The sequence below is a fragment of the Microbacterium sp. T2.11-28 genome (genome assembly GCF_950097975.1).
In the GTDB taxonomy this organism is placed as follows: Bacteria; Actinomycetota; Actinomycetes; order Actinomycetales; family Microbacteriaceae; genus Microbacterium.
In genome coordinates this window covers 204,372-229,727 of sequence record NZ_CATNHF010000023.1, presented here as the reverse complement: position 1 = coordinate 229,727, position 25,356 = coordinate 204,372, and the positions used below count along the sequence as shown (strand labels likewise).

The window sequence follows — 25,356 nt, the reverse complement described above, 5'->3', positions numbered from 1 at the left end:
TCCCCTCCCTCGCCCCTGCGTATACATCCGGCGAGAATGTGGCGCATCCGGCGCACTCCGCAGCGGGGAGACCACCGTTCGCGCCACGTTCGCGTGGAGCGGATCGACTACCGTCGAGGGGTGACCGAATCCTCCCGCTACGTCGTGGCCACAGACGGCGCCTGCAAGGGCAATCCCGGCCCCACCGGCTGGGCGTGGGTCGGTGAGGACGGACACTGGGCGGCGGGGTCGCTTCCCGAGGGGACCAACAACATCGGCGAGCTGCTCGGGCTACTCAAGGCGATCGAGGACCACCCCGACGTGCGGGAGCTGGTCGTGCAGGCCGACTCCAAGTACGCGATCGACACCTACTCGTCGTGGATGGACGCCCACCGCCGGCGCGGCTGGAAGACGTCGACGGGCGCGCCCACCAAGAACCGCGACCTGCTCGAGCAGCTGATCGTGGCGCGCGACGCCCGCCGCGCCGCGGGCCTCCCCGATGTCGTCCTCGAGCACGTCCGCGGGCACCGCGGCCACGTGCTCAACGAATGGGCCGACGAGCGGGCCGTCCGCGCGTCCGAGCACGCGGCGACGGGCACGGCGAGCGCCTGGTCGTCGCTGAGCGGCCACCACGAGAAGCTCGACGTGTCGGCGGCACCCACCCGCAAGCGCTGATGGGGCACAGGCCGGCTAGATGCCGGTCGACCCCTCGAAGAGCCCGATGTGGTTGCCGTCCGGGTCGACGATGATCGCCCACCAGCTGGTGGCGGTGATGTTGTCCTTCGCCATCACCACCCCGCCGCCGGCGGCCTCGGCCTTCGCGATGGTCTCGTCGATCGAGTCCACCTCGACGTAGGAGCGCGGCTGGGTGAACCCTTCCGAACGCGGCGCGAGACCGCCGCCGCTGATCTGGTTCGGGGCCTGCCACATGGGGTAGCCCTCGAAGCCGGGGACCTCCGCGATCTGCCACCCGAACAGGTCGGAGTAGAACGCCGCCCCCTTCGTCAGGTCGCTGACCGGGATGTCGATGTGCGTGATGTCTCCGTGCGCCATGGCGTCGTCCTCTCGTCCCTGTGCCGACAGTGTGCCCTCAGGCTCCGACGTCCGCCAGCAGCTCTTCGAGGCGGTCCAGTGCCGGGCGCTGCCCCGCGACGAGGCGATCGCGTGCGTCGGGGATCGACATCCACTCGACGCGGTCGACCTCGGGGAACTCCTGCCGCCGGCCCGAGCGCGGCGGCCACTCGAGCTCGAACGTGCCGAACTCGAACTCCGTGGCGGTGAACTCAGCGCCGTCGGTGACGAAGACGGTGACCCGCTTGCCGGAGGAGTAGGCGAATGTGCCGAGTTCGGCATATTCGCCGTCGGGCGGGTCGATGCCGAGCTCCTCCCGGAACTCGCGGCGGGCGGCGTCGAGCAGCCCCTCGTCGCCGTCGACCTCTCCCTTGGGGATCGACCACGCCCCGTCGTCCTTCCGGGACCAGAACGGACCGCCCATATGCGCGACGAGCACCGACACCCCGCTCGCCCCGTCGAGGCGATAGAGCAGGATGCCGGCGCTCGTCGCGGGCATCGCGTCTGCGCGCCGGCCGATCAGGCCGGGCGGCCCTTCGGCGACACGGTGTAGGTCTGCTCGACGTCGGTCACGGCGACCGGCGCCAGCGCCGCGTCGACCGCGGCCTTGGTGTCGTCGTCGAGCACGACGCCCGAGGCCTTCACCGAGTCCTCGAGCTGCTCGGGACGCGAGGCGCCGACGAGCGCGGCGGCGACGTTCGGATTGTGCAGCACCCACGCGATCGCCAGCTGCGGCATGGTGAGGCCGGCCTCCTCCGCGATCGGCTTCAGCTTCTGCACGGCGGTGAGCACGTCGTCGTCGAGGAAGCGCTGGATGAAGTTCGCGCCGCTCTTCTCGTCGGTCGCGCGCGACCCCGCCGGCACCGGCTGGCCGGGCAGGTACTTGCCCGACAGCACGCCCTGCGCCATCGGCGACCAGACGATCTGCGAGATGCCGAGCTCCTCGGAGGTCGGGATGACCTTGCCCTCGATCACGCGCCACAGCGCGGAGTACTGCGGCTGGTTGGAGACGAGCTGGAAGCCCAGCTCGGTCGCGAGGGCGTGCCCCTCGCGCAGCTGCTCGGCCGTCCACTCGCTGACCCCGATGTAGAGCGCCTTGCCCTGGCGGACGATGTCGGCGAACGCCTGCATCGTCTCCTCGATGGGGGTCTCGTAGTCGTAGCGATGGGCCTGGTAGAGGTCGACGTAGTCCACTCCGAGGCGACGCAGCGACCCGTTGATGCTGTCGAAGACATGCTTGCGGGAGAGGCCCTGATCGTTGGGGCCCTTCTTGCCCGTCGGCCAGTAGACCTTCGTGAAGAGCTCGAAGTCGGGGCGGTCGAGCCCCTTGAGCGCCTTGCCCAGCACGACCTCCGCGGCGGTGTTGGCGTACGCGTCGGCCGTGTCGAACGACGTGATGCCGAGATCGAGCGCCTTGTGCACCGTCGAGATCGCGGCGTCGTCGCCGACCTGCGAGGCGTGGGTCACCCAGTTGCCGTAGGTGATCTCCGAGACCTTGAACCCGCTGTTGCCGAGATAGCGATAATTGACCATGTCTCCACGCTAGTGGCGGTGGAGGGCACTCAGGCCGTGGCAGCCGCCGCGCGATCCTCTTCGGTCGCGACGAGCTGCCCGCAGGCGCCGTCGATCTCCTTGCCCCGAGTGTCGCGCAGGGTCGTGGGGATCCCGGCGTCGTTGAGCCGTCGGACGAACTCGTTCTGCACCGGCACCTCGGACGCCGTCCACACCGAGCCCGGCGTCGGGTTCAGCGGGATCGGGTTGACGTGCACCCAACCGCGGCCGCGTGCGTTGAGCTTCTCGGCGAGCAGGTCGGCCCGCCAGGCGTGGTCGTTCATGTCCTTGATGAGCGCGTACTCGATCGAGACCCGGCGACCCGTCTTCTCGAAGTAGCCGCGGGCAGCGTCGAGGGCCTCATCGACCTTCCAGCGCGAGTTGATCGGGATCATCTCGTCGCGGAGGCCGTCGTCGGGGGCGTGCAGCGACAGCGCGAAGGTCACGGGGATGTCCTCGGCGGCGAGCTTGTTGATCGCCGGCACCAGGCCGACCGTCGAGACCGTCACTCCGCGCGCGCTCATGCCGAGGCCGTGCTTCTGGTCGACCATGGTCCGCACCGCCTGCATCACACGGTTGTAGTTGGCCAGCGGCTCGCCCATCCCCATGAAGACGATGTTCGTCACCCGCTCGCCCTCGTGGTGGGCCGGGCCGAACGAGCCGTCCGCGATGAGGCGGTTGGCGCGGACGATCTGCTCCACGATCTCGGCCGCCGACATGTTGCGGGTGAGCCCGGCCTGTCCCGTCGCGCAGAAGGGGCAGTTCATGCCGCACCCGGCCTGACTCGACACGCAGAGGGTGATGCGGCCCGGGTAGCGCATGAGGACGGACTCCACGAGTGCGCCGTCGTGGAGCTTCCAGAGGAACTTGATCGTGTCGCCCTTGTCGGTCTCGAGCCGGCGCACCTCGGTGAGGAGCGGGGGCAGCATCGCCCCGACGAACTCCTCGCGCCCGGAGGCGGGCAGGTCGGTCATCGCGGCCGGGTCGGACGTGTAGTGCTGGAAGTAGTGCTTCTCGAGCTGCGCCGCGCGGAAGCCCGGCATGCCGAGCTCCTTGAGGCGCTCGACGCGCTGCTCGGGGGTCAGGTCGGCCAGGTGCGCCGGCGGCATCCCCTTCTTGGGGGCCGCGAACTGCAGGAGCGGCTTGCCGTCGGCGTCAGTGCGCTGCGTCCACCCCTCGGTGCGCGGGCGCACCTGGCGGGGTCCGGTGGCGCGCACGGGCGTGGATTCGGTCATGGATCCAGGGTAGACGAGCCGCCTGAGGATCAGCCTGCGAGGGCGGCCTCGCGGCGGCGCGCCTGCTCGACAGGGTCGGGCACCGGCGCTGCGGCGATGAGGGCACGCGTGTAGGGGTGCCGCGGGCGCCGCAGCACGTCGCCCCGGGAGCCCTCCTCCACGATGCGGCCGCCCTGCAGCACCACGATGCGGTCGCACAGCTCATCGACGACGGCGAGGTCGTGGCTGATGAACAGGCAGGCGAAGCGCAGCTCGCGCTGGAGGTCGCGCAGCAGGTCGAGCACCGTCGCCTGCACCGAGACGTCGAGGGCGCTCGTGGGCTCGTCGGCGATCAGCAGACGCGGCCGCAGCGAGATCGCGCGGGCGATCGCCACCCGCTGCCGCTGACCGCCCGACAGCTCGTGCGGATAGCGACGGTGCCACCCCGACGGCAGGCCGACCGCGTCGAGCAGCTCGGCGACCCGGGCGTGGAGCGTCGCGCCGCGGAGGCCGCCGTGGACGTGCAGCGGTTCGGCGATCGAATCGCCGACGGTGCGGCGCGGGTCGAGCGCGGCGGTGGAGTTCTGGAAGACGACGCCCACGCGCCGCTTCACCGCCACGGCGCGGCGGCCGCGCACCCGCGCGAGGTCGACGCCGTCGATGCGCACGGCACCCGCCGAGATCGGCGCGAGGCCGAGGGCGCATCGGCCGATCGTCGACTTGCCCGACCCCGACTCGCCGGCGAGGGCGACGATCTCGCCTTCGCCGACGCGGAGGCTGACGCCGTGCACGGCGGCGACCGCGCGTGCCCCGCGCCCGTAGACGACGGAGAGGTCGTCGACGTCGAGCACCGCCGACGCGGGGATGGGCGCGGGTCGCTCGGGAGCCCCCAGCCGGGGGACGGCGGCCAGGAGCCGCTGGGTGTATCCCGCCTGCGGCGCCGCGAACAGCGTGCGCACCGCCGCCGCCTCCTCGACACGGCCCTCCCGCATCACGACGACGCGGTCGGCGATGTCGGCGACGACCCCCATGTCGTGGGTGATCATGATGATCGAGGTGCCGATGCGCTCGCGCAGCCGGCGGAGCACGTCGAGCACCTCGCGCTGCACGGTGACGTCCAGCGCCGTCGTGGGCTCGTCGGCGATCAGGATCTCCGGCTCGCACGCGAGCGCGATCGCGATCATGACCCGCTGGGCCTGACCTCCCGACAGCTGATGCGGATAGCTCGACATCCGCCGCTCCGGGTCGGCGATCTCGACCTGCTCGAGGAGTTCGATCACCCGTGCGCGCCGCTCGGCCCGGGTCATCTCCGGCCGGTGGACGATCAGCATCTCCTCGATCTGCGAGCCGACCGTGAAGACGGGGTCGAGCGCGCTCCCCGGGTCCTGGAAGACGACGCCGATGCGGGTGCCGCGGATCCGCGCCCGCGCGGGTGCGCTCATGGCCAGGAGGTCCTCGCCGTCCAGCAGCGCCTCGCCGCGCACGCGCGCGCCCCGCGGCAGGAGGCCGACGAGCGAGAGCGCCGTGACGCTCTTGCCCGAGCCCGACTCGCCCACCAGAGCCAGCACCTCGCCGCGATCGAGCGAGAAGGAGACGTCGCGGACCGCGCCGACCGTCTCGGTGCCGACGACGAAGTCCACGGACAGGCGGCGGACCTCCAGCAGCGGCGTGCTCATGCGTCCGCGTCCTCGTCGGCGCCGGAGTCCCGGTAGGCCTCCCAGTCGCTGAGCATCTTGCGGTGATAGCCCACGAGCCAGATCATGTACCGCCGCGCGTTGTTCAGTCGCGTGCGCGGGCCGACGGCATCCTCCGAGACGACGTCCAGACCGTAATCGATCGTCGAGGTGATCCGGCGGGCGTAGTCGCGCTCCCCGGCCAGGAAGCTCCCCCACACGTCCTCCTCCACGCGGAAGTAGCGGCTGCGGTCTCCGGGGAGCGAGTGGGGCTTGAGGAACCCGAGGCTCACCAGCGCACGGGTGGACATGGAGACCGCACCGGCGCTCGCGCCGAGCATCTCGGCGATCTGGGCCGACGAGAGGAACGGCCGGTCCACGATCAGCAGGAGCCCGAGCACGCGCCCGTCCATCCGGGGGTTGCCGGCGGCGCCCCACGCGAAGGCGAAGTCCTCCACGAAGGTGCGCAGCTCCTCGGCGAGGTCGAGCGCCGCGTCGTCCTTCTCCACGTCCGTCACAGTGCCATGCCCTCCAGGATCCGTCCGGGGTCCGGCTGAGCCATCGCCTCGGTGAACACGTCGAACGGCCACATCGACATGCCGCTCCACGTGATCGATTCCACCGCACCCGACCCGTCGCGCGCCACCTCCACCTGCTCCCCCGCCGCGCCGAAGCTGGCGCGGGAAGGCTGGCGGAGGGTTCCGTCGGCAGCGGTCTCCACCTTCTCGGCCAGGCGCGCCGGGTCGTCGAGCTGCGGGTGGAGGGCGAAGGTCGCCCCGCCCAGGTGGGCGAGATCGAGCACCGACCACAGGCTCGCGTAGCGACCCTCGACGCCCTCGATGCGGTCGTCGTCGTCCGCGTGGGCGAGGGCCAGACGCAGGAGCGCGATGGCGCCCGTGGCGAGGAGGTCGGCGGGCCCGTCGATCGCATTGGTGAAGACGCTGACCACGAGGTCGTTCTCGGGGTCGAGCCAGGTCCGCGTGATGTGGCCGGGGTATCCGCCGCTGTGACCGACGAGCAGCGCGCCGTCGAGCTCGAACAGCTCGAACCCGAGGCCGTAGTGCCGGTGCGCGCCGCCGATCTCGATGCGCGAGACGCGGTACTGGGCCTGCCGCTTGCTGTCGTCGCCCAGGAGCCGGTCGTCGCCCAGCGCGTGCGCGGCCAGGTACGCGCTCGTCTCGGTCGCCGTGGAGAACCAGCCGGTGGCCGCCGCCATGGCCCGCGTGTCGACGTGGGGGATCACCCGCCGCCTGCCGCCGAGGGCGAAGCGCGCCGTGTGGCCCGACGCGTACTCGTCGGCGCGCGCCGCCTGCCACTCCGAGCCCGAGCGCTCCAGCCCCAGCGGCACGCAGATGTTCTCGCGCGTGAACGTGTCGTAGTCGGAGCCCGACGCGGCCTCGACGACGAGACCCAGCACCGAGTAGGCGATGTTGGAGTACTTGAAGTGCTCGTTGCGCGCGAAGATCCGTCCCTCGGTGCGACAGATGTCGACGATGCGCTGCCGGTCGGGGAAGGCCGCACCCCGCTGCCAGTAGTCGGCGTCTCGGCCGTCGCGCACGATCCCGCCCTGATGGGCGAGCAGCTCCCGCACCGTGACGGCGGCCAGCTCCGACTCGGCCAGCTCCGGCACCCACTGCGCGACCGTGTCGTCGAGCCGCAGCGCTCCCCGCTCGGCAAGCTGGAGGACCGCGGTGGCGGTGAAGGTCTTGGAGTGCGAGGCGATGCGGAACAGGCTCCGGGAGGTCAGCTCCTCCCCGGTCTCGAGGTCGGCGCGACCCCACGCGAACTCGCTCACGAGCTCGCCGCGGTAGCGGATCGCCGCCTGGATGCCGGGCACCTGGCGGGTCTCCCCGGCGAACGCGAACCACCGCTCCGCGTACTGCGCCGCGTCGCGCACGGCGTCCCGTCGACGGGCATCCTCGGGAGGGCTCACGGTCACAGTCGGCGTCCTTTCGGGTCGAGCGCATCCCGCAGGATGTCGCCAAGGGTGATCAGCGCGAACACGGTCACGCTGAGGAAGAGGGCGGGGAAGACGAGCATGTGCGGCGACGAGCCGAAGTACGACTGGGCGTTCGCCATCTGCAGCCCCCAGGAGATCGACGGCGAGCGCAGCCCCACTCCGAGGAAGGTGAGCGTGGATTCGGCGACGATGATGCTGCCGACCATCGTCGCCGTGATCGCCAGGACCGGGCCGATCGCATTCGGCACCACGTGGGTGAGGAGCGTGCGGGTGTGGGAGATCCCCATGGCGCGGGCGGCGCTGATGTAGTCCATGTTCCGCACCGTCCGCACCGAGGTGCGCACGAGACGGGCCAGGGTCGGCCAGCTGAAGGCCGCGAGCACGACCGCCACCATCAGCGGCGTCCGCTCCCCCACGCTGTTGAGCACGATGATGGCGCCGAGGATGAAGGGGAACCCGAGGAACACGTCGGTCAGTCGCGAGACGAGGACGTCGGCGAAGCCGCCGAAGTAGGCGGCGATCGTGCCGACGACGATCGCGATGGCGAGCGCGATCAGCGTGGCCGTCACACCGATGAACAGCGACGTGCGCGCACCGTGGATGACGTTCGCGTAGATGTCGCACCCCTGCAGGTCGGTGCCGAACACGTGCGCGGCGCTCGGCGGCTGCGTGCTGTCGCGCAGCTCGCACGCGCGCGGGTCGGGCTGGCCGAACAGCCCTCCGACGACCTCCGGCAGGAGGGAGATCACCGCGAGGACGGCCAGGATGGCCGCGCTGATCCAGAACAGGACGCGGCGTCGCAGGCTCGTCCACACGCCCCGGCTCACCGTGACGTGCTCGAGGGCGGCCGCTGCGGTCTCAGTCATGACGGCTCCGGGGGTCCAGCAGCGAGTTGAGGAGATCGACCACCACGTTCAGCACGAGGAAGATCAGGATGAGCGTGGTGCCCACACCGACGACGGTCGGGCCCTCGTGGGTGCGGATCGCGCTGAAGAGAAGCTGCCCGATTCCGGGGAGGTTGAAGATCCCCTCGACGACCACGGCGCCGCCGAGGAGGAAGCCGAGGTCGATCGCGACGAAGGTCAGCACGGGCGCGACGGAATTGCGCATGACGTGCAGCCCGACGATGCGCGAGCCCGGCATGCCCTTGGCGCGGAGCGTGCGCACGAAGTCGGAATCCATCGAGTCGATGACGCTCCCGCGCATGAGACGCGCAATGGAGGCGAGACCGAAGAGTGCGATGACGGCGGCGGGAAGGAGGTACGCCACGGGCCAGCCGGCGTCGGTGCCCGCGATCGGCAACCACCCGAGGTGCAGCCCGAAGAGCAGCTGCGCCGAGACGGCGACCACGAAGATCGGGATCGAGGTGGCGAGGATGGTGCCGAACAGGACGGTGCGATCGATCGCGCTGTCGCGGCGCAGGCCGGCGATGAGCCCGAGCGCGACGCCGAGCGCCACCTCGATCACCCAGGCGGTGAGCGCCAGCGTGATCGTGACGGGCCAGCGGGAGGCCATCCGGTCGGCGACAGGGACGCCCGAGAACGTCGTGCCGAGGTCGCCGGTGAGGAGTCCGCCGAGGTAGCGCAGGTACTGCTGCCACAGCGGCTCGTCGAGGTGGAACTGCTCGCGCAGCTGTGCCACGACGTTCTCGGGCAGCGGCCGGTCGCCCCCGAGGGCGCCGATGGGGTCGCCGGGCAGCGCCCAGACCGTCGCGTAGATGATGAAGGTCACGCCGAGGAAGACGAGGAGGAACTCCGCGACGCGTGCGCCGATCCGGCGCGCGAGGATCATCCGTTCCTCCGTCGCACGGTCGCCAGCACCGCGGCGAGCTGGACGCCCACGAGCGCCGAGACCGGCGCCGGCACCAGCTCGGTGTCGGCCTCGGCGGCCAGCCATCCCCGGAATGCGGTGTCGATCTCGGCCCACGCCGCCCGCACCGGCTCGCGCGCCACGCCGGCGTCGATCTCGGCGGCGAGCGCCCGGCGCAGGATGCCGCCGAAGCGCAGCCGGAAGGTGCGGGCCACCTCGCGGTTGCCGAAGACCTCCGCCACCGTCGCGGGGCGCTGGAGAGCCGGATCGCGCAGCCGCGCCCGCTCGGCCTGCGCGGCCTCGCCCATGCCGGGCACGAACGCCTCGCTGGCCCGGCGGAAGGGCGTGTCGATCGTGAGCGCCGGACGGACGTCGTCGAGCACCCGCTGCAGCAGCAGGTGGAGTTCCTCCAGCTCGTCCGCCTTCTGGGCGACGACGTCGCGGTAGCTGCGCGACGTCGGGCTCGTGTCGGCGGCGTCGGGGTGCGTCCAGTACGGGAGCTCGGCGATCATCGTCGTCGTTCCGTAGCGCTCGAGGTAGTCGGCGGTGCCCGCGCCACCGGAACGGGTCTCGGGGGGAAGGCCGCGCGCCTCGCGATGGTCGTACCGCTCGCGGGCGAGCGGCGCACGGAAGACCGCGTCGTCGAGACGCGCCAGGCCGTCCATCTCCGGCTCTCCCACATCCAGCGGCAGCCCGAAGGCGGCGGGCAGATCGCGCAGCTCGCGGGCCAGAACCGCGTCGTCCTGGTTGAGGTAGAAGTACACGCCGCCGAACTCGGCGTTGTGGAGGCCCACGAACACGTCGGGCCGCACGCGGTCGAACAGCGCCATCAGCGCGCGCGTCTCGGGGATCGGACGGTCGAACCACGCCTCCTTGTAGTCGAACGGGAACGACCACTCGACCTGCTCCCCCGGCGCCGGGCGGTAGAAGCCCGTGAAGTACGCACGGCGGTCGGCTGTGGCGAACCAGGACTCGTTCAGGCGTGCGCCGTCGGGGTCGACGCACGGGACGATGTGCCAGGTGGCGTTCAGCGCGGTCAGCTCGGGGGCCTCGAGCAGCAGCCGGACGAGCTGCTGGACCGTGCGGAAGCCGATCGGCTCGTTGGGGTGGACGCCCCCGGCGACGACGACCTGCAGGGGTCCGTCGCCGACGGCGACGTGGTCGATGGGACCGCCGAGCCGGGAGCGGCCGATGACCGCGTGGCGCAGCCGATCGGGGTGCGCGTCGCAGAGGGCGAGCAGATCGGCTCGCAGCTCGTCGACGGTGGGGAAGCCGTCGATCGCGGGCAGTCGCTGCGCGAGCGAGAGGAGGGGATCGTGCGTCATGGAAGCTCTCGTGGCTGGGTGGTCACGGGGGGTGCGGAGCGCCCCGGGGGGTGGACGCTCCGCACCGCGGTGTCAGTCGTCGAGGACGATCGACCGGTAGGTGGGGTTGCCGACCGGTGACGTGACCAGATCGGCGACCCGCTCCGACGTGACGTAGGAGTACTTCTCGAAGAACAGCGGCACGGCCGGGAACTCCGCCTGGATCAGCTCCTGCACCTCGGCGTAGGCCGAGCCGTCGGTGGACAGATCCGCGTCGGCGGCCGCGATCGCATCGGCGACCTCGTCGCTGTACCAGGGGATGCAGTTGGTGCATCCCCCGCCCTCGATGAAGAACACGCGGAGGGTGGCCTGCTGGCTGGGGTACAGCGCACCCCAGCGCGAGAAGAACGGCCCGTCGATGTTCTCGTCGTTGCGGTTCTGGAGGAACTCCGCCCAGTCGGCGCTCGGCTTCGCGGTGGCCTCGATGCCGAGGTTCTGGCGCAGCTGGTTGGCGATCGCCTCGTACAGCGGGTCGAGTCCGCCGCCACCCGGGAAGTAGATCTCGAGCGAGCCGTCGAAGCCGCCGGCCTCGTCGAGCAGCGCCTTGGCCGCCTCCGGGTCGTACTCGCAGTACTCGCCGCAGATGCCGGTCGGCGTCCCGGGCTCGATCGCCGGGGTCCATGCCGTGGCGGGGTCGTAGGTGCCGCCGTAGATCACGTCGATGATCGCCTCGCGGTCGATGGCCATCGAGATGGCCTGACGCACGCGGATGTCGTCGTACGCGTCGTTCCACAGCGGGAGTCCGAGGAACGAGATCCCGGGGGCCTCGAACGAGTACAGCCGGTCGCCGAAGTCGCCGCCGGCCTGGGTGAGCTTGGAGGCGGGCACGCCCGCCACGTCGAGATTGCCGGCGAGCACGTCCGTGTAGGCGGTCTCGCTGTCGGTGTACGGGACGAAGGTGATGCGGTCCACCGTGGGCTTCTCGCCCTGGTAGTCGTCGTAGGCCTCGAGGACGATCGGCTCGTTCTCGACGTAGTCCTCGGCGAAGGCGAACGGCCCGTTGCCGATCGGATGCGTGTTGTAGGCGTCGAAGTCCTCGAGCGCGGACTCCGGCATCGGGAACATCGCGGTCTGGGCCTGGGTCACCTGCAGCGGGAACTGGCTGTCGGCGCCCGTGAGCTCCACGGTGAAGGAGAGCTCGTCGACGACCGCGAGACCCGACATCTCCTCGGTCGACGGCTCGCCTTCGGCGGGGTTCAGGTCGGCGTAGCCCACGATGTTGGCGAGCTGACCGGAGTTCTCGAACGCGTTGGGGCCGTAGGCGACGGCGTTCCAGCTGTCGACGTAGGCCTCGGCCGTCACGGGCGTGCCGTCCTGGAACGTCCACCCGTCGCGGAGGGTGACGGTCCAGGTGATCGCGTCGTCGGACTCGATCGACTCGGCCTGGACGTAGTCGAGCGTCCCGTCGGAGTTCAGGAACGCCAGCGGGGCCCACACCGCCATGTTGACGTCGTAGGCCACGGACTGACGGCCGGGGATGATGAGCTGCGGATCGGTCGCCGCGACGCGGATCTCCGTGGGGGCGTCGCCCTCGGTCGGAGTGGTGCCGGCGCTGCAGGCGGAGAGGGCGAGGGCGGTGACGGAGGCGGCTGCTGCCGCCGCGAGGAGCCTCTTTTTCATTTTTCCTCACAAGGAATCGCTGAAACACGGATGGTGCGGGAAGAGGGTGCCGGGTTGGAGCACGGGCCGGGCTGCGCGGGCCTGGCGACGGTACGGGTGAGTACGTACGCTCACCATAGGGGCTGAGCTTTTCGAACTTTCAGTACGAAATGAAACCTTTACAATCCGGAAACGCGACCTGGATGTCGCGGCGCCGGCTCCCCTGACGCGGCGACCTCCTAGACTTCTGCGCATGAGCACCCCCGGCGAGGCGGCCCGACGGGCGCCCGCCGTGCGCCCCGTGCCGGTGCATCGGGTGCTCAACAACAACGTCGTCATCGCCATCGACGAGTCCGGCAGGGAACGCGTGCTGATGGGCCGAGGGCTCGGGTTCCAGCTGAAGCCCGACGACGTGATCGACCCGGCGAAGGTCGAGAAGACCTTCATCCTCGACGGCGGGGCCCAGGGCGAGCGGGAGCGCCGCCTGCTCGTCGACGTGCCGTACGCGACGATCGAGGCCGTCACCCGCGCGGTCGACGAGGCCGAGCGGATGCTGGGGCGCCATCTCGACCGGCACCTCACGATCGCCGTCATCGACCACGTGCACTACGTGATGGAGCGTCTCGCGCAGGGGCTCCGGATCCCGACGACCACGATGCCGGAGCTGCGCGTGCTGTACCCGCACGAGTTCGCCGCCGCCGACCGCATGGCCGCTTCGCTGGCCGACTCGCTCGGGCAGGCGCTGCCGCCCGAGGAGGCGGTCTTCCTCACGATGCATCTGCTCAACGCCACCCGCGACGAGCCGAACGGCACCGCCGCCCTGCTGCTGCGGCGTCTCCAGCACGTCGTCGACGTCGTCGAGCAGCGCCTGGGGGTGAAGCTCGACGCCGACAGCGCCGACTACGCGCGCTTCATCCTCCACGTGCAGTTCCTGCTGCAGCGCCTCGTCAACCGGACCATGCTCGTCGGCAACGACAGCTCCTTCTTCGAGTTCGCCAAGCACAGCTACCCCCAGGCCCACGCGATCGCCGAGGAGGTCAAGCGCTACGTGTTCGCCGCGACCGAGGCGGCGCTCACCGACGAGGAGGTGCTCTACCTCATCGTGCACGTCGAGCGGCTGCGCACGCATGTGACCAGTGGCGACGCCGGTGAGCCTGTGGTAGGTTGACCTCCGCAGGACCACCGTCCTGCCGAGATCTCCGGATCGTTACCGCGACTGCGGGCGAAACCTGGACTCACATCACCACCGATTCCCGATCGGTGGGGTGAACGAGTCCAGGTCTTTTTTTTGCCCTGACGCGGGCGATCGGACCTCGCGAGAACCACAGAACTGCCGCAGAGCTGCGGCGAGAGGAAGGCGGATCCCAATGGCGGATTACGCGAAGACCGCGGCCGGCGTCCTCGCCGGTGTCGGCGGCGAGGAGAACGTGCAGTCGCTCGTGCACTGCGCGACGAGGCTCCGTTTCGTCCTGAAGGACGAGGCGAAGGCGGACGCCACGGCGCTGAAGGCCACGCCGGGCGTCATCACCACGGCGCAGTCCGGCGGCCAGTACCAGGTCGTGATCGGCAACGACGTGCCCGAGGTGTTTGCCGAGATCGGCAAGATCTCCGGGATCGGCGGCGGCTCCGCGGAGGCGGCCTCCGGCCCGAAGGGCAGCCTGTTCAACCGCTTCATCTCCATGATCTCGGCGATCTTCACCCCGCTGCTGTGGGCCCTGGCCGGCACCGGCCTGCTGAAGGCGTTCCTCGCCGCGGCGGTGACTTTCGGCTGGATCGATACGACGACCACCACCTACGTCATCCTCAACGCGCTCTCCGACGCGTTCATCAACTTCCTGCCGCTCGCCCTGGCCTTCACGGCCGCGCGGTACTTCAAGGCGAACGAGTTCACCGCCTTCGCGATCGCGGCGGCGCTGCTGTACCCGACGATCACCCCGCTCGTGGGCCAGCCCGACCTCACGTTCTTCGGCATCCCCTTCACGATGGTCACCTACGTCTCGAGCGTCATCCCGATCATCGTCATCGTCTGGCTGCAGTCGCACGCCGAGCGCTTCCTGTACGCCACGCTCCCCGGCGCCGTGCGCCGCTTCGTGACGCCGATGATCGTCGTCCTGGTCGGCGTGCCGATCGTCTTCGTCGTCATCGGCCCGATCTCCGCGGTCGTCAGCGGCTGGCTGGGAGGCGGCATCGGCTGGCTCTTCGAGTACCTCCCGTGGCTGGGCGGCGCCGTGATGGGCGGTCTCTGGCAGGTCTTCGTGATGTTCGGCCTGCACTGGGGCCTCGTCCCCCTCTTCACGCTCGAGTACCAGACCACCGGCCAGATCATGCTCATCGGTCCCGTGTTCGCCGCCGTCCTCGCGCAGGCCGCCGCCGTCGCCGGCGTCTGGGTGCGCGCGCGGAACAAGAACCTCAAGTCGCTCGCCGCGCCGGCCACCCTCTCGGGCTTCCTCGCCGGCATCACCGAGCCCGCGATCTACGGCATCAACCTGCCGCTGAAGCGGCCGTTCGCCTTCGGCATCGCCGGCGGTGCGCTCGGCGGCACGATCATCGCCCTCGGCGGAGTGTTCTCGACCGCGTTCGTCGTGCCCTCGGGGCTCGCCCTCCCGGCGCTCTTCGGCAACGGCAACATGCTGATGCTCGTCCTGGGCCTCGCCGTCGCGATCCTCCTGCCGTTCCTGCTCACCGCCATCGTCGGGTTCCGGGAGCCGGAGGAGGTCGCCGCGCCGGCGCCGGCCGCGGCGAACGACGTCGCCGTGCTGAGCCCGGTCGACGGCACGGTCGTGCCTCTCAGCGAGGTGCCCGACGCGGCCTTCGCCGACGGTTCGCTGGGTCGCGGCGTGGCCGTCCAGCCGCGCTCCGGCGCCGTCTACGCCCCGTTCGACGCCACGGTGGTCGCCGCGTTCCCGACCGGGCACGCGTTCGGACTGCGCCACGCCGACGGCGCCGAGGTCCTGATCCACATCGGCATCGACACCGTCAAGCTCGGCGGTCAGCACTTCACCGTCAAGGTCACCGCGGGCCAGCAGGTGAAGGCGGGCGACCTGCTGGTGGAGTTCGACGGCGACGCGATCGAGAAGGCCGGCTACGACCTGACGACGCCCGTCATCGTCACGAACCTCGACCTGTATCCCGAGATCGCCGCCGCGGCCACCGGCCCGATCGCCCACGGCGACTCGCTGTTCACCGCCGTGTCGGTGGACTCCCTCGCCACGGCCGCACCCGCGGCGAAGTAGCACGTCGCGCCCCGCAGCCGGCAGCAACCGGTGGGCGGGATGGCCGGCACGACGCGTGCGCGGCATCCCGCCCGCCCCCGAACAGGAGACACACCCACCCATGAGCACCACCCGATTCCCCGACGGCTTCCTCTGGGGCGGCGCGACCGCCGCGAACCAGCTGGAGGGCGCGTACCTCGAAGACGGCAAGGGCCTGTCGATCCAGGACGTCATGCCGAAGGGCATCATGACGCCCCGCACCGAGGGCCCCACCGACGACAACCTCAAGCAGGTCGGCATCGACTTCTACCACCGCTACGCGGAGGACATCGCCCTCTTCGCCGAGATGGGCTTCCGGACCTTCCGCTTCTCCATCGCGTGGAGCCGCATCTTCCCGAAGGGCGACGAGACCGAGCCCAACGAGGCCGGCCTCGCCTTCTACGACCGCGTGCTCGACGAGCTGGAGAAGCACGGCATCGAGCCGCTCGTCACGATCTCGCACTACGAGACGCCGCTCCACCTGGCAGAGCAGTACGACGGCTGGGTGAACCGCGACCTCATCGGCTTCTACGAGCGCTATGTCCGCGTGCTGTTCGCCCGCTACGGCGCGCGCGTGAAGTACTGGCTGACCTTCAACGAGATCAACTCGGTGATCCACGCGCCGTTCATGTCCGGCGGCATCAACACGCCCAAGGAGCAGCTGTCGAAGACCGACCTGTACCAGGCCGTGCACCACGAGCTCGTGGCCTCCGCGCTCGCCACCAAGGTCGCCCGCGAGCTCGCGCCCCACGCGCAGATCGGCTGCATGGTGCTGTCCATGCCCGTCTACCCGCTGACCCCGGACCCCGACGACGTGTTCGCCGCGCTCACGACCGAGCGCGTCAACCTCGCCTTCGGCGACATCCACGTGCGCGGCGAGTACCCCGGCTACTACCTGCGCAGTCTGCGGGAGCAGGGCGTGGAACTCGACATCAGCGACGAGGACCGGGCGCTGCTCAAGGAGCACACGGTCGACTTCGTGTCGTTCAGCTACTACTCCTCGATCTGCGAGACCGTCGACGAGAGCAAGCGCGTGGTCGGCGAGGGCAACCTGTTCGGCGGCGTGAAGAACCCCACGCTCAAGGAGTCGGAGTGGGGCTGGCAGATCGACCCGGTGGGGCTGCGCCTCGTGCTCAACCAGTTCTGGGACCGCTGGCAGAAGCCGCTGTTCATCGTCGAGAACGGGCTGGGCGCGAAGGACGAGCTCGTCGAGGTCGACGGGGTGAGGACCGTGATCGACGACTACCGCATCGCGTACCTGCAGGCGCACCTCGACGCCGTCGGCGAAGCGCTCGAGGACGGCGTCGACCTGCTCGGCTACACGACGTGGGGCTGCATCGACCTCGTCTCGGCATCGACCGCCCAGCTGAGCAAGCGGTACGGCTTCATCTACGTCGACCGCAACGACGACGGGTCCGGCACGCTCGAGCGCTACCGGAAGAAGTCGTTCGACTGGTACGCCGAGGTCATCCGCACCAACGGCGCGAGCCTGCGCGCCTGAACGGCGCACAGGCTCGGCGAGGTCACGGCCCGTCCACTCCGGCGGCCACGATGAGGATCGTGACCTCGCTCAGCCGGCCCAGCCGCCCCGAGTCCGGATCGACGTAGCGCACGCCGAGGGTGTGCTCGCCCAGGGCGACGTCGGGGATGTAGCGGTTCAGCGGCTCGCCGGTGAGCAGATGGCGGCGTCCGGTCGACACCCCGTCGACCGCGATGACGACCGACAGACCGGACTCGCCCGACAGCACGACCGCCGCATCGTCGGCCTCGCCGTCGCCGTCCTCGTCCGTGCGGGCGACGGTGAGGCCCTCGCGTCCGGTGACATCGGGCGCCGGCAGGGCGTACGGGCCGACCGGGCCGGCCGTCGAGTGCTCCGCGCCGTCGACCAGCTGACTCACGCGCACCGTCGATTCCCGGTCGAGCAGGTCGACGTCGAGCGGGATCGCCCAGGTACCGTCCGCCGCCACGACGGACTCCCCGACGCGCGCTCCGCTCGAGGACACCGCGGCGACCGCCGCCCCCGGCTCGCCCGTTCCGCTCAGCGGAGCGGGCACTGCGGCGGCCGTGTCGACGGGGCCGAGGGCGACCGCCACCACCGGCGTCGGCGTCGGAGTCGGCGTCGGTGTCGGCGTCGGTGTCGGCGTGGGCGTCGGAGTCGGCGTCGGCGTCGACGTCGGGGTCGGCGTCGGGGTCGGCGTCGGGGTCGGCGTCGGCGTGGGCGTCGCGGTCGGCGTCGGCGTCGCGGTCGGCGTGGGCGTCGGCGTCGGAGTCGGAGTGGGCGACGCGGTCGGCGTCGGCGTCGCGGTCGGCGTGGACGTCGCGGTCGAAGTCGGCGACGGCTCGGCGGTCGGCGTCGCGGCCGGCTCAGCCGTCGGAACCGGTTCGGCGGACGGAGAGCTGAGGGGTGCGACGGGGAAGGGCGGAGCGGGCGTCGCGGACGGGCTCTCGGTGATGCTCGGCGTGAGCCCGGGGACAGGCGTTCCGACGGGCTCGACGGCGGACGGGGAGACGGTCGCCGGGATGGGGCCCGGGCCACCCGCGCCCGCGACGGGGCGGCCGGCGCCCGGTCCGGCGACGGAGGCGCTCCACACGATCGCCGCAGCGGCCGCTGCCACCACGACGACTCCCCCCACCGCCGTGAGGACACCGGCTCCGCCACCCAGAGGCGCCGGAGCTGCGGCGGCCGAGGCGGGCAGAGGATGCAACTGAGCGTAAGCTGCGGCGGCCGCGCCGCCCAGCACGCCGACCAGCAGCACGGCGCGCAGGTTCTGACGGGCATCCGCCCCCGCGCCCGCGACCACACGGCACGACGCGCAGTCGTCGAGGTGCTCGTCGAGGCGGCGGCGGGTGGAGCGGGACAGCGGCTCGCCCTCCGCCCTGCCGAGCTCGCCGGTAACCCAGCGGCACTCGGCCGGCCGGTCGCCGTCGTCGACGTGCTGCGCCAGCCAGGCCTTGCGGAATCCCTCGCGCGCGCGGTACGACAGCGCGGCGACGGCATTGGGCTTCATGCCGAGCATCGGGGCCATCTCACGGGGAGAGAGCCCCTCGACCTCGAGATACCAGAGCACGGTGCGCCACCGCTCGGGCAGCGTCGCGAACGCACGACTCAGCGAGGTCCTCTCGGCGATAAGCGATCCGGGATCGGGGATGCTGTCGTCGGCGCTGTCGTCGAGGGTGTCGATCGAGACGGTGCGCTGGTCCTTGCCCCACGTGGTGGCGATGTTGCGGATCGTGGTGAACAGATAGGGGCGGAAGGCCTCGGTCGGCCCGCCGCCGGCGGAGGTCGCGCGCAGGATCCGCGTGAACGCCTCGGACACGAGGTCGTCGGGCTCGCTGGTCCAGGCGACCGCCCGGGCCACCCGGTGGGCGGCGTCGGCATGACGCGCCCAGAGCGCGGCGAAGGCGGAGCGATCGCCGCCGCGCGTCGCCTCCACGAGCTCGGCATCGGACACGTCGGCCGCACGCCATCCCCTGCGCAGCGAAGGCTCATCCGTCATGGCGTGTGTCGTTCCTCGGGTCGGAGCGGATGCGCCCGTGTTCGGGAGAAGGCGCATCCGAGCGCGTGACATCCGGCACCGGCCGGAATCGCCCTGTGATCCGGGCGGTACAGATAGAGACGCCGCCGGGACGCGATGATGACGGGGCGCGGCGAGAATCTTCTTACCGACCCGCGGCGCGTCATAGCGCGACGGGAGCGGAGTCCCCCAGGCGACGGATCGGACCCGAGATCCCGCCGGAAGGGAGGCCCTCGATGCCGGATGGCGACGCGCCGACGCACTCGGACGCACAGCTCACGCGGCTGGTCAGGAACGGCGATGCGGCAGCCTTCGCCGCGCTCTGGGCACGTCACGAGGGCGCTGCGCGACGCGCGATCGATGCCGTCGGAGCCGCACCGGACGAAGACCTCGCGCTCGTGCGCGCCGCGACGGCGACGGCCCTGCGCCGCCGCGCCGACCCGGCCGATCCGGTCCGCCGGCACGTGCTGCGGATCGTCGGCCGACTGATCCTCGCGCAGGGCACGTTCGACCGGCGGTCGCCGATCCTCCGGGCCTACGCCGCCCTGCCCGCCCGCTCGCGCACGCTCCTCTGGTACACGGCCGCCGAGCACCTCGATCCGTGTGAGCTCGCCGTCCTGCTGGGGATCCCCGAGTCCCGCCTCGCCCGCCGGGTGGCGGCCAGCCGGCGGGCGCTCTACCGGCGCTGGCTGACCCTCGCCCGCGAGCGCGGGCTTCGCGGGGAGTGCGCACGGGTCCGCCGGCACGAGCTGCTGACCCCGCGCGGTCCGCTCGCGGCGCGCCTGCGGGAGCACGCGTCGGGCTGCCCGCACTGCGTCATCGCGGCCGGGTGCGCCGGCGCACTCCTCGCCCACCTCGGGGTGCTGCTGGTGGACGCCGAGATCGGGCCCGAGGCCGGCGTGCGCTACCGTGCGGGCGCGGCGCCGGCGCGGGCGCGGCGCCCGACGACGGCCGCCGTGTTCGACGACGTGCGCTTCACGGGGAGGTCACCGGAGGAGCTCCCCGCTCCCGGTCTCACGCGATCGGCCCTCACCGTGCTCGACTGCGACGGGTTCGAGTACTCCCTCGGGCCGGTGCTCGTGCCCGAGCACCGGGTGCGCCACCTGCTGGCCGACCTCGCGGCGGCCGAGGAGTCCGTCTGATCCCTGTGCCGGACGCCGCCGGCGGCGACCGCAGCGGTCAGAACTGCCACCACAGCGAGTGGGCGCCGCGCCGGGGGCGCTCCAGCGCCAGCAGGGCGCTGCCCGCGCGCGACAGCGGGACCGCCCGCACCGCGCGACGCTCGGCGAAGGGCTGGTTCTGGGTGCACTGGTGCACGCGCTGCGGGAGGGCGTGCACGTCGAAGCGCACGCGCAGGGTGTACAGCTCCGTCGGGGTCTGGAATCCGCACCCCGCGTGATCCACCGCGGGCGCCGCCGCCTGCGAGGGCCGGCGCAGCTGCGTGTACGAGAGCGTGAAGACGTCGTGCTCGCGCGTCGGCGACTCCAGCGCCAGACGCACCACCCGCACGCCGTTGCCCGCGGTCTCGTCGGCGCTGACGGCGCACCCGTCGAGGTCGGCGAGATCGAACACGGCCGGACGCGGATCGGGCTCCGCCACGAAGTAGGCGTGCGTGACCGTCCCCCACCGGACGCGCCCCGTCAGCCGCGTCGTCGTCGCGAGCTGCGTGCGCAGCGGCCCGACGCTCACGGTCTGGTCGACATGCAGCAGCGTCACCGCCGACGAGAACCGCCGCGCCTCGTCGAGCAGCGACGACCGGCCGAACGAGAACGGCTCGACCCCCGGGTCGTTCCGGTGGCCCCAGGCCGCCATCACGCGCCCGCGGCTGACGGCGTCGAGGTCGAGGGCAGACGCGATGCGCGACAGCGTGTCGGCGCGCGGGCTCTCGGTCGCCGACAGCTCGAGCGAGCGGATGGTGCGCACGCTCACCCCCGCCCGGCGCGCGAGCCGCTCCTGGCTGAGTCCCAGGTGCTCCCGCGTGCGCCTCATCGCGTGCGCGGCCTGTGCGCGTTCGGCGGTCGCCGAGCGCGGCGTCGTCTCGTCCACATCTCCCCCTGTCGACCCGTCCGGATCGGTCGCGCGGTGCCGGTCTGCGCGCGCGCACCTGAAAGGACTCCGAACCGTCGGACGTATGACGCCGCCGGGAGTGCGGTCTACGCTGAGCGCTGTGGTCCCGCTCGACAACCTCCTCGCCTTCACGCTCGCCGCGATCGTGCTGATCGTGATCCCCGGCCCGGCGGTGCTGTTCTCGGTCGGCCGCACCCTGGCGCTCGGCCGCACGGGGGGCCTGCTGAGCGTGGCCGGGGTGACCCTCGCGCTCGTCCCGATCGTCGCGCTGGTCGCCCTCGGGGTCGGCGGCATCGTGGCCCGTTCCGTCGAGCTGTTCACCGCGCTGAAGATCGCCGGGGCGCTGTACCTCGTGTATCTCGGCGTGCAGGCGATCCGTCACCGCAAGGACGCCGGCCGCGAGGTGGAGATCGCAGGCCTGCCCCGTTCCCACGGCCGTCAGCTGTGGCAGGGGTTCCTCGTGGGTGTCACCAACCCCAAGACCATCGCGTTCTTCGTGGCCGTGCTGCCGCAGTTCGTCGACGTCCGCGCGGGCGGCGTGCCGTGGCAGATGATGGAGCTCGGCCTCGTCTTCGCGGTGCTCGCACTCGTCTCCGACAGCGTCTGGGTGTTCGCGGCCGCAGCGGCGCGCACCTGGTTCGCGCGGTCCCCGCGACGCATCGAGACCCTGACGGCGACCGGCGGCGGGATGATGATCGGTCTCGGCGGCGTCCTGCTGGTCACCGGACCCAGGCACTGAGCCCGTTCGCCCTCCGCCGGGTGCGGCCGGGAGCCGCCCGCGTGCAGGAGCCGTTCATCCGGGGCTGAGAGGATGGAGCATGTGACTTCCCCGGCATCCCCCTCGCGCATCGTGTTCATCGACGTCGACGGGACGATCCTCGAGCACGGGACGGTCATCGCCCCCTCGACGGTGTCGGCGATCCGCGCCGCCCGGGCCCGGGGGCACCTCGTCTACCTGTGCACGGGACGCTCGGACGGCGACATCCATCCCGACGTGCGCGCGATCGGGTTCGACGGCGCCATCACCAACGGCGGCGGGTTCGCCACCCGCGGCGGCGAGCTCGTCCTGCAGCACACCATGCCGCGCGAGGACGTGGAGCGACTGATCCGCACCTTCGAGGAGGGCGGCATCCAGTACTTCCTGCAGTCGCACGAGGGCGTGTTCGCCAGCCCGGGCATCCTCTCCCTGATGTCCGGCTTCCTGCGTCAGCGCGCCGCGCGCCGAGCGGAGGACCTGCAGCACCTCGGCGTCGACGACGACGACCTGCTCGACGCGGTGCTGCGCGAAGCCTCCGACCGGTACCGCCCGCTCGCGGAGGCGCCGATGGACGCGATCGCGAAGGCCGTGTTCGTCAGCGAGCGCTCCGACAGCGTCGACCACATGCAGGCGGAGCTGGGCGAGCGCTTCCACGTGATCCCGGGGAGCATGCCGATGCCCGGGGGCTCCAACGGCGAGATCTCGCTGCGCGGCATCAACAAGGGCGCGGCCATCCTCGAGATCCTCGATCAGCTCGGCCTCGACGCCGCCGACGCGGTGGGCATCGGCGACAGCTGGAACGACGTCGAGATGTTCCAGGTGTGCGGCACCTCGGTGGCCATGGCCGGAGCCGATCCGCAGCTGCAGGCACTCGCCGACCACGTCACGACGGGTGTGCTCGACGACGGGGTGCACAACGCGCTCGTCGCACTCGACCTGATCTGAGCACCCCGGCCAGCCCGCGACGTGGCAGTCGTCGTCGCTTCCGGCGCGCCGAGGCGGCAACGACTGCCACCACCTCACGTCGAGGCGGCAACGAGTGCCACCCACTCGAGCCGAGTCGCCGCGCGGTCAGAGGAAGATGTCGGGGAACAGCTCCGAGTCGGGGGTGCCGGGCGTCGCGGCGTAGCCGGAGAAGTCGGTGACACCGGCATCCCGCAGCACGTCCTCGACGATCAGCGTCTGACCGGTGTACTCGCGCGACGGCCGGCGCAGCACTTCGTAGGCGGCGTCCGCATAGATCTCAGGGGTGCGGCTGACCTTCATCATCCGGTCGCCGCCGAGGGCGAACTGCACGGCGGCGGTGGCGATCGTCGTCTCGGGCCACAGCGTGTTGGCGGCGATGCCGTCCTTCGCGAACTCCGCGGCGATGCCGAGGGTCGCCATCGTCATCCCGAACTTCGCGAGCGAATAGCCGGTGTGCGCGCCCAGCCAGCGCGGGGTGGTGTTCAGCGGCGGCGAGAGCGAAAGGATGTGGGGGTTCTCGGCATCCTTGAGGATCGGCAGCGCCGCGCGCGACAGCAGGAAGGTGCCCCGCACGTTGACGTCCTGCATGAGGTCGTACTTCTTGGCGGCCAGCTCGAGCGTGCCGGACAGATCGATGACCGAGGCGTTGTTGACGACGACGTCGATCCCGCCGAACTCGCCCTGGGTCTTCAGCACCGCCTCGGTGATGTCGTCGTCGTTGCGGACGTCGCCGACGATCGGGAGCGCCTGGCCGCCGGCGGCGCGGATCTGCTCGGCGGCCGTGTGGACGGTCCCCTCGAGCTTCGGGTGAGGCGTGTCGGTCTTGGCCAGCAGGGCGATGTTGGCGCCGTCGCGCGCCGCGCGCAGTGCGATCGCCAGGCCGATGCCGCGGCTGCCGCCCGACATGAGGATCGTCTTGCCGGCGAGGGATCCGCCGGTCGGGGTGCTGCTCGGGGTGCCGCTGCTCATCGGTTCTCCTTGGGGGTGCGGGATGCCGCGGCGAACGCCGCCACGCGCACCCGGGACTCGTCGGTGTCGAAACGGGTGCCGATCGAACGCGCCTCGTCGTCGAGGTTCTCGGCGAAGTCGCGCCCGGCGCCCGCGCGCACGAGGCGCTTGGCCTGCCCGAACGCCGCGGTCGCCCCCGACAGCCAGAAGCGCGCCACCTCCTCGGCACGGGCGTCCGGGTCGGCTGCCACCTCGGTGACCAGGCCCCACTCCTGCGCGGTGCCGGCATCGATCGTCAGGTCCTGCAGGAGCAGGCGCAGCGCGCGACGCTGTCCGATCGCGGCCGGCAGCAGGGTCGAGACGCCGAGGTCGGGCGTGAGCCCGATGTTCGCGTACTTGCTCACGAACTTGGCGTCCGGCGACGCCACGATGTAGTCCGCGGTGAGCATGAGGCCGAGCCCGCCGCCGGCGACGGCGCCGCGGACGGCGGCGACGATCGGCTTGTCGGAGGAGACCAGTGCGCGGATGCCGTCGTGGATGGTGCGGGCGGCATCGGTGACGTCGGTCCCCGTCGCCCCCGAGGTCGCCATCTCGACCACGTCGCCGCCCGCGCAGAACGCCGGGCCGTTCGCGCCCAGGAGGACGGCACCCACCGACGGGTCCGCGGCGATCTCGTGCGCGAGGTCGCGCCAGCGCCTCCCCATCTCGAACCCCATGGCGTTCAGCGACGCCGGCCGGTTGAACGTGAGGCGCGCGAGCGCCCCGTCACGGGTGTACAGGATGGAGTCGCTCACGGTGTCCTCGCTCACTTGGGTGCCATGCGGATCGCGCCGTCGAGGCGGATGGTCTCGCCGTTGAGATAGCCGTTGTCGACGATCGACATCACGAGGGCGGCGTACTCGTCGGGACGCCCGAGCCGTGCCGGGTAGGGCACCTGCTGGCCCAGGGAGTCCTGCGCGGCCTGCGGGAGGCCGGCGAGCATGGGCGTCTCCATGATCCCCGGCGCGATCGTGCAGACGCGGATGCCGTGGCGCGCCAGCTCGCGGGCGATCGGCAGCGTCATCGCGTGCACCCCGCCCTTGCTGGCCGCGTAGGCGGGCTGGCCGATCTGACCGTCGAACGCGGCGACCGACGCGGTGTTCACGATCACGCCGCGGTCGCCGGACGCCGTCGGATCGGTGGCCGCGACCGCGGCTGCCGCCTGGGCGACGACGTTGTAGGTGCCGACGAGGTTGACGCGGACGATCCGCTCGAAGTCCGCCAGCGGCGTCGGCGTGCCGTCGCGGTCGAGGACCTTCGCCGGCGGGGCGATGCCGGCGCAGTTGACGACGACGCGGAGTGGGCCGGCGGCCGACGCGGCGGCGACGGCGGCGGCAATCTGCTCGGCGTCCGTCACGTCGGCGGGGGCGAACGTGCCGCCGAGCTCTTCGGCGATCGCCCCGCCGGCGGACGAGGGGAGATCGACGATCACGACGTGGGCGCCTGCAGCGGCCAGCCGCCGGGCCGTGGCGAGGCCGAGGCCGCTCGCACCGCCGGTGATGAGGGCGGAGGTCCCGCTGATGTCCATGCGCTCTCCTTCGAACGGGTGAAACCGCATCCCAGTCTAGCCGGGACTGCGTCCCGCGCGAGAGA

Annotated in this window: 23 protein-coding genes; 7 read left to right on the top strand and 16 right to left on the bottom strand. The window is 71.5% G+C overall.

Annotation, left to right across the window (positions count from 1 at the left end; all coding sequences use genetic code 11):
* Window positions 1–120: 120 nt before the first annotated feature.
* Complete coding sequence (locus tag QQZ13_RS10685) at window positions 121–654, top strand: ribonuclease H (RefSeq protein WP_284529057.1); 534 nt, start codon at window positions 121–123, stop codon at window positions 652–654.
* Window positions 655–669: 15 nt separating this feature from the next.
* On the opposite strand, the gene QQZ13_RS10680 is transcribed toward QQZ13_RS10685, so the two are convergent.
* The 11 genes from QQZ13_RS10680 to QQZ13_RS10630 form a co-directional block, all read right to left on the bottom strand.
* Window positions 670–1,032 (bottom strand): VOC family protein, encoded by a 363-nt coding sequence (locus tag QQZ13_RS10680; protein ID WP_284529056.1) that lies wholly within the window; start codon window positions 1,030–1,032, stop codon window positions 670–672.
* 37 nt (window positions 1,033–1,069) lie between these two features.
* A complete protein-coding gene (locus QQZ13_RS10675; protein WP_284529054.1) occupies window positions 1,070–1,549 on the bottom strand; it encodes an NUDIX domain-containing protein in 480 nt (159 codons plus the stop codon).
* Window positions 1,550–1,569: 20 nt separating this feature from the next.
* Complete coding sequence (locus QQZ13_RS10670) at window positions 1,570–2,583, bottom strand: aldo/keto reductase family protein (RefSeq protein WP_284529053.1); 1,014 nt, start codon at window positions 2,581–2,583, stop codon at window positions 1,570–1,572.
* Window positions 2,584–2,612: 29 nt separating this feature from the next.
* Window positions 2,613–3,836: a 23S rRNA (adenine(2503)-C(2))-methyltransferase RlmN gene (gene rlmN / locus QQZ13_RS10665; protein WP_284529051.1), complete on the bottom strand. Its 1,224-nt coding sequence runs from the start codon at window positions 3,834–3,836 to the stop codon at window positions 2,613–2,615.
* Window positions 3,837–3,865: 29 nt separating this feature from the next.
* The gene (locus tag QQZ13_RS10660; protein WP_284529050.1) at window positions 3,866–5,491 is read right to left on the bottom strand and encodes an ABC transporter ATP-binding protein; all 1,626 of its coding nucleotides are present in this window, start codon (window positions 5,489–5,491) and stop codon (window positions 3,866–3,868) included.
* A complete protein-coding gene (locus QQZ13_RS10655; RefSeq protein ID WP_284529049.1) occupies window positions 5,488–5,997 on the bottom strand; it encodes a GbsR/MarR family transcriptional regulator in 510 nt (169 codons plus the stop codon). Before QQZ13_RS10655 ends, QQZ13_RS10660 begins: the two co-directional genes overlap by 4 nt.
* A 5-nt stretch (window positions 5,998–6,002) precedes the next feature.
* Window positions 6,003–7,427, bottom strand: coding sequence for a serine hydrolase (locus QQZ13_RS10650; RefSeq protein WP_284529048.1), 1,425 nt, complete (start codon window positions 7,425–7,427; stop codon window positions 6,003–6,005).
* Window positions 7,424–8,314: an ABC transporter permease gene (locus QQZ13_RS10645; protein ID WP_284529047.1), complete on the bottom strand. Its 891-nt coding sequence runs from the start codon at window positions 8,312–8,314 to the stop codon at window positions 7,424–7,426. The genes QQZ13_RS10650 and QQZ13_RS10645 overlap by 4 nt, the downstream gene beginning before the upstream one ends.
* Window positions 8,307–9,239 (bottom strand): ABC transporter permease, encoded by a 933-nt coding sequence (locus tag QQZ13_RS10640; RefSeq protein ID WP_284529045.1) that lies wholly within the window; start codon window positions 9,237–9,239, stop codon window positions 8,307–8,309. Before QQZ13_RS10640 ends, QQZ13_RS10645 begins: the two co-directional genes overlap by 8 nt.
* Window positions 9,236–10,582: a M14 family zinc carboxypeptidase gene (locus QQZ13_RS10635; RefSeq protein ID WP_284529042.1), complete on the bottom strand. Its 1,347-nt coding sequence runs from the start codon at window positions 10,580–10,582 to the stop codon at window positions 9,236–9,238. Before QQZ13_RS10635 ends, QQZ13_RS10640 begins: the two co-directional genes overlap by 4 nt.
* Window positions 10,583–10,654: 72 nt before the next feature.
* Entirely contained in the window at window positions 10,655–12,241 is a 1,587-nt protein-coding gene (locus QQZ13_RS10630; RefSeq protein WP_284529040.1) for an ABC transporter substrate-binding protein, read from the bottom strand.
* A gap of 232 nt (window positions 12,242–12,473) precedes the next feature.
* On the opposite strand from QQZ13_RS10630, the gene QQZ13_RS10625 reads away from it, so the two are divergent.
* The 3 genes from QQZ13_RS10625 (at window position 12,474) to QQZ13_RS10615 (ending at window position 16,972) form a co-directional block, all read left to right on the top strand.
* On the top strand, window positions 12,474–13,388 hold the full coding sequence (locus tag QQZ13_RS10625; protein ID WP_284529038.1) for a PRD domain-containing protein: 915 nt from the start codon (window positions 12,474–12,476) through the stop codon (window positions 13,386–13,388).
* Window positions 13,389–13,587: 199 nt separating this feature from the next.
* Window positions 13,588–15,453: a beta-glucoside-specific PTS transporter subunit IIABC gene (locus QQZ13_RS10620; protein ID WP_284529037.1), complete on the top strand. Its 1,866-nt coding sequence runs from the start codon at window positions 13,588–13,590 to the stop codon at window positions 15,451–15,453.
* Between the two features lie 100 nt (window positions 15,454–15,553).
* The gene (locus QQZ13_RS10615; protein WP_284529036.1) at window positions 15,554–16,972 is read left to right on the top strand and encodes a glycoside hydrolase family 1 protein; all 1,419 of its coding nucleotides are present in this window, start codon (window positions 15,554–15,556) and stop codon (window positions 16,970–16,972) included.
* Window positions 16,973–16,994: 22 nt separating this feature from the next.
* Here the strand turns inward: QQZ13_RS10615 and QQZ13_RS10610 are convergent, their stop codons facing one another.
* The gene (locus tag QQZ13_RS10610) at window positions 16,995–18,968 is read right to left on the bottom strand and encodes a sigma-70 family RNA polymerase sigma factor (protein ID WP_284529035.1); all 1,974 of its coding nucleotides are present in this window, start codon (window positions 18,966–18,968) and stop codon (window positions 16,995–16,997) included.
* A 254-nt stretch (window positions 18,969–19,222) separates the two neighbouring features.
* Here QQZ13_RS10610 and QQZ13_RS10605 point away from each other — a divergent pair, with 254 nt between their 5' ends.
* Window positions 19,223–20,128: a hypothetical protein gene (locus tag QQZ13_RS10605; protein WP_284529034.1), complete on the top strand. Its 906-nt coding sequence runs from the start codon at window positions 19,223–19,225 to the stop codon at window positions 20,126–20,128.
* 37 nt (window positions 20,129–20,165) lie between these two features.
* On the opposite strand, the gene QQZ13_RS10600 is transcribed toward QQZ13_RS10605, so the two are convergent.
* Window positions 20,166–21,032 (bottom strand): helix-turn-helix domain-containing protein, encoded by an 867-nt coding sequence (locus QQZ13_RS10600; protein ID WP_284529033.1) that lies wholly within the window; start codon window positions 21,030–21,032, stop codon window positions 20,166–20,168.
* Window positions 21,033–21,153: 121 nt separating this feature from the next.
* On the opposite strand from QQZ13_RS10600, the gene QQZ13_RS10595 reads away from it, so the two are divergent.
* A complete protein-coding gene (locus tag QQZ13_RS10595) occupies window positions 21,154–21,792 on the top strand; it encodes a LysE family translocator (RefSeq protein WP_284529031.1) in 639 nt (212 codons plus the stop codon).
* Window positions 21,793–21,873: 81 nt separating this feature from the next.
* Complete coding sequence (locus QQZ13_RS10590; protein ID WP_284529030.1) at window positions 21,874–22,755, top strand: Cof-type HAD-IIB family hydrolase; 882 nt, start codon at window positions 21,874–21,876, stop codon at window positions 22,753–22,755.
* A gap of 126 nt (window positions 22,756–22,881) precedes the next feature.
* Here QQZ13_RS10590 and QQZ13_RS10585 read toward each other — a convergent pair whose 3' ends face one another.
* The 3 genes from QQZ13_RS10585 to QQZ13_RS10575 are packed head-to-tail and all read right to left on the bottom strand — an operon-like array spanning window position 22,882 to window position 25,291.
* Window positions 22,882–23,745: an NAD(P)-dependent oxidoreductase gene (locus tag QQZ13_RS10585; RefSeq protein WP_284529029.1), complete on the bottom strand. Its 864-nt coding sequence runs from the start codon at window positions 23,743–23,745 to the stop codon at window positions 22,882–22,884.
* Complete coding sequence (locus tag QQZ13_RS10580) at window positions 23,742–24,518, bottom strand: enoyl-CoA hydratase/isomerase family protein (protein ID WP_284529028.1); 777 nt, start codon at window positions 24,516–24,518, stop codon at window positions 23,742–23,744. Before QQZ13_RS10580 ends, QQZ13_RS10585 begins: the two co-directional genes overlap by 4 nt.
* A gap of 11 nt (window positions 24,519–24,529) precedes the next feature.
* Window positions 24,530–25,291, bottom strand: coding sequence for an SDR family NAD(P)-dependent oxidoreductase (locus QQZ13_RS10575; protein ID WP_284529026.1), 762 nt, complete (start codon window positions 25,289–25,291; stop codon window positions 24,530–24,532).
* Window positions 25,292–25,356: the final 65 nt, after the last annotated feature.

Excerpts from the sequence above, each read along its gene's own strand:
- QQZ13_RS10635 (WP_284529042.1), bottom strand. The coding sequence starts at position 10,582 with ATGACGCACGATCCCCTCCTCTCGCTCGCGCAGCGACTGCCCGCGATC.
- QQZ13_RS10625 (WP_284529038.1), top strand. The coding sequence starts at position 12,474 with ATGAGCACCCCCGGCGAGGCGGCCCGACGGGCGCCCGCCGTGCGCCCC.
- QQZ13_RS10670 (WP_284529053.1), bottom strand. The coding sequence starts at position 2,583 with ATGGTCAATTATCGCTATCTCGGCAACAGCGGGTTCAAGGTCTCGGAG.
- QQZ13_RS10615 (WP_284529036.1), top strand. The coding sequence starts at position 15,554 with ATGAGCACCACCCGATTCCCCGACGGCTTCCTCTGGGGCGGCGCGACC.
- QQZ13_RS10680 (WP_284529056.1), bottom strand. The coding sequence starts at position 1,032 with ATGGCGCACGGAGACATCACGCACATCGACATCCCGGTCAGCGACCTG.
- QQZ13_RS10645 (WP_284529047.1), bottom strand. The coding sequence starts at position 8,314 with ATGACTGAGACCGCAGCGGCCGCCCTCGAGCACGTCACGGTGAGCCGG.
- QQZ13_RS10575 (WP_284529026.1), bottom strand. The coding sequence starts at position 25,291 with ATGGACATCAGCGGGACCTCCGCCCTCATCACCGGCGGTGCGAGCGGC.
- QQZ13_RS10630 (WP_284529040.1), bottom strand. The coding sequence starts at position 12,241 with ATGAAAAAGAGGCTCCTCGCGGCGGCAGCAGCCGCCTCCGTCACCGCC.
- QQZ13_RS10605 (WP_284529034.1), top strand. The coding sequence starts at position 19,223 with ATGCCGGATGGCGACGCGCCGACGCACTCGGACGCACAGCTCACGCGG.
- QQZ13_RS10675 (WP_284529054.1), bottom strand. The coding sequence starts at position 1,549 with ATGCCCGCGACGAGCGCCGGCATCCTGCTCTATCGCCTCGACGGGGCG.
- QQZ13_RS10610 (WP_284529035.1), bottom strand. The coding sequence starts at position 18,968 with ATGACGGATGAGCCTTCGCTGCGCAGGGGATGGCGTGCGGCCGACGTG.
- QQZ13_RS10620 (WP_284529037.1), top strand. The coding sequence starts at position 13,588 with ATGGCGGATTACGCGAAGACCGCGGCCGGCGTCCTCGCCGGTGTCGGC.
- QQZ13_RS10660 (WP_284529050.1), bottom strand. The coding sequence starts at position 5,491 with ATGAGCACGCCGCTGCTGGAGGTCCGCCGCCTGTCCGTGGACTTCGTC.
- QQZ13_RS10585 (WP_284529029.1), bottom strand. The coding sequence starts at position 23,745 with ATGAGCAGCGGCACCCCGAGCAGCACCCCGACCGGCGGATCCCTCGCC.
- rlmN (WP_284529051.1), bottom strand. The coding sequence starts at position 3,836 with ATGACCGAATCCACGCCCGTGCGCGCCACCGGACCCCGCCAGGTGCGC.
- QQZ13_RS10640 (WP_284529045.1), bottom strand. The coding sequence starts at position 9,239 with ATGATCCTCGCGCGCCGGATCGGCGCACGCGTCGCGGAGTTCCTCCTC.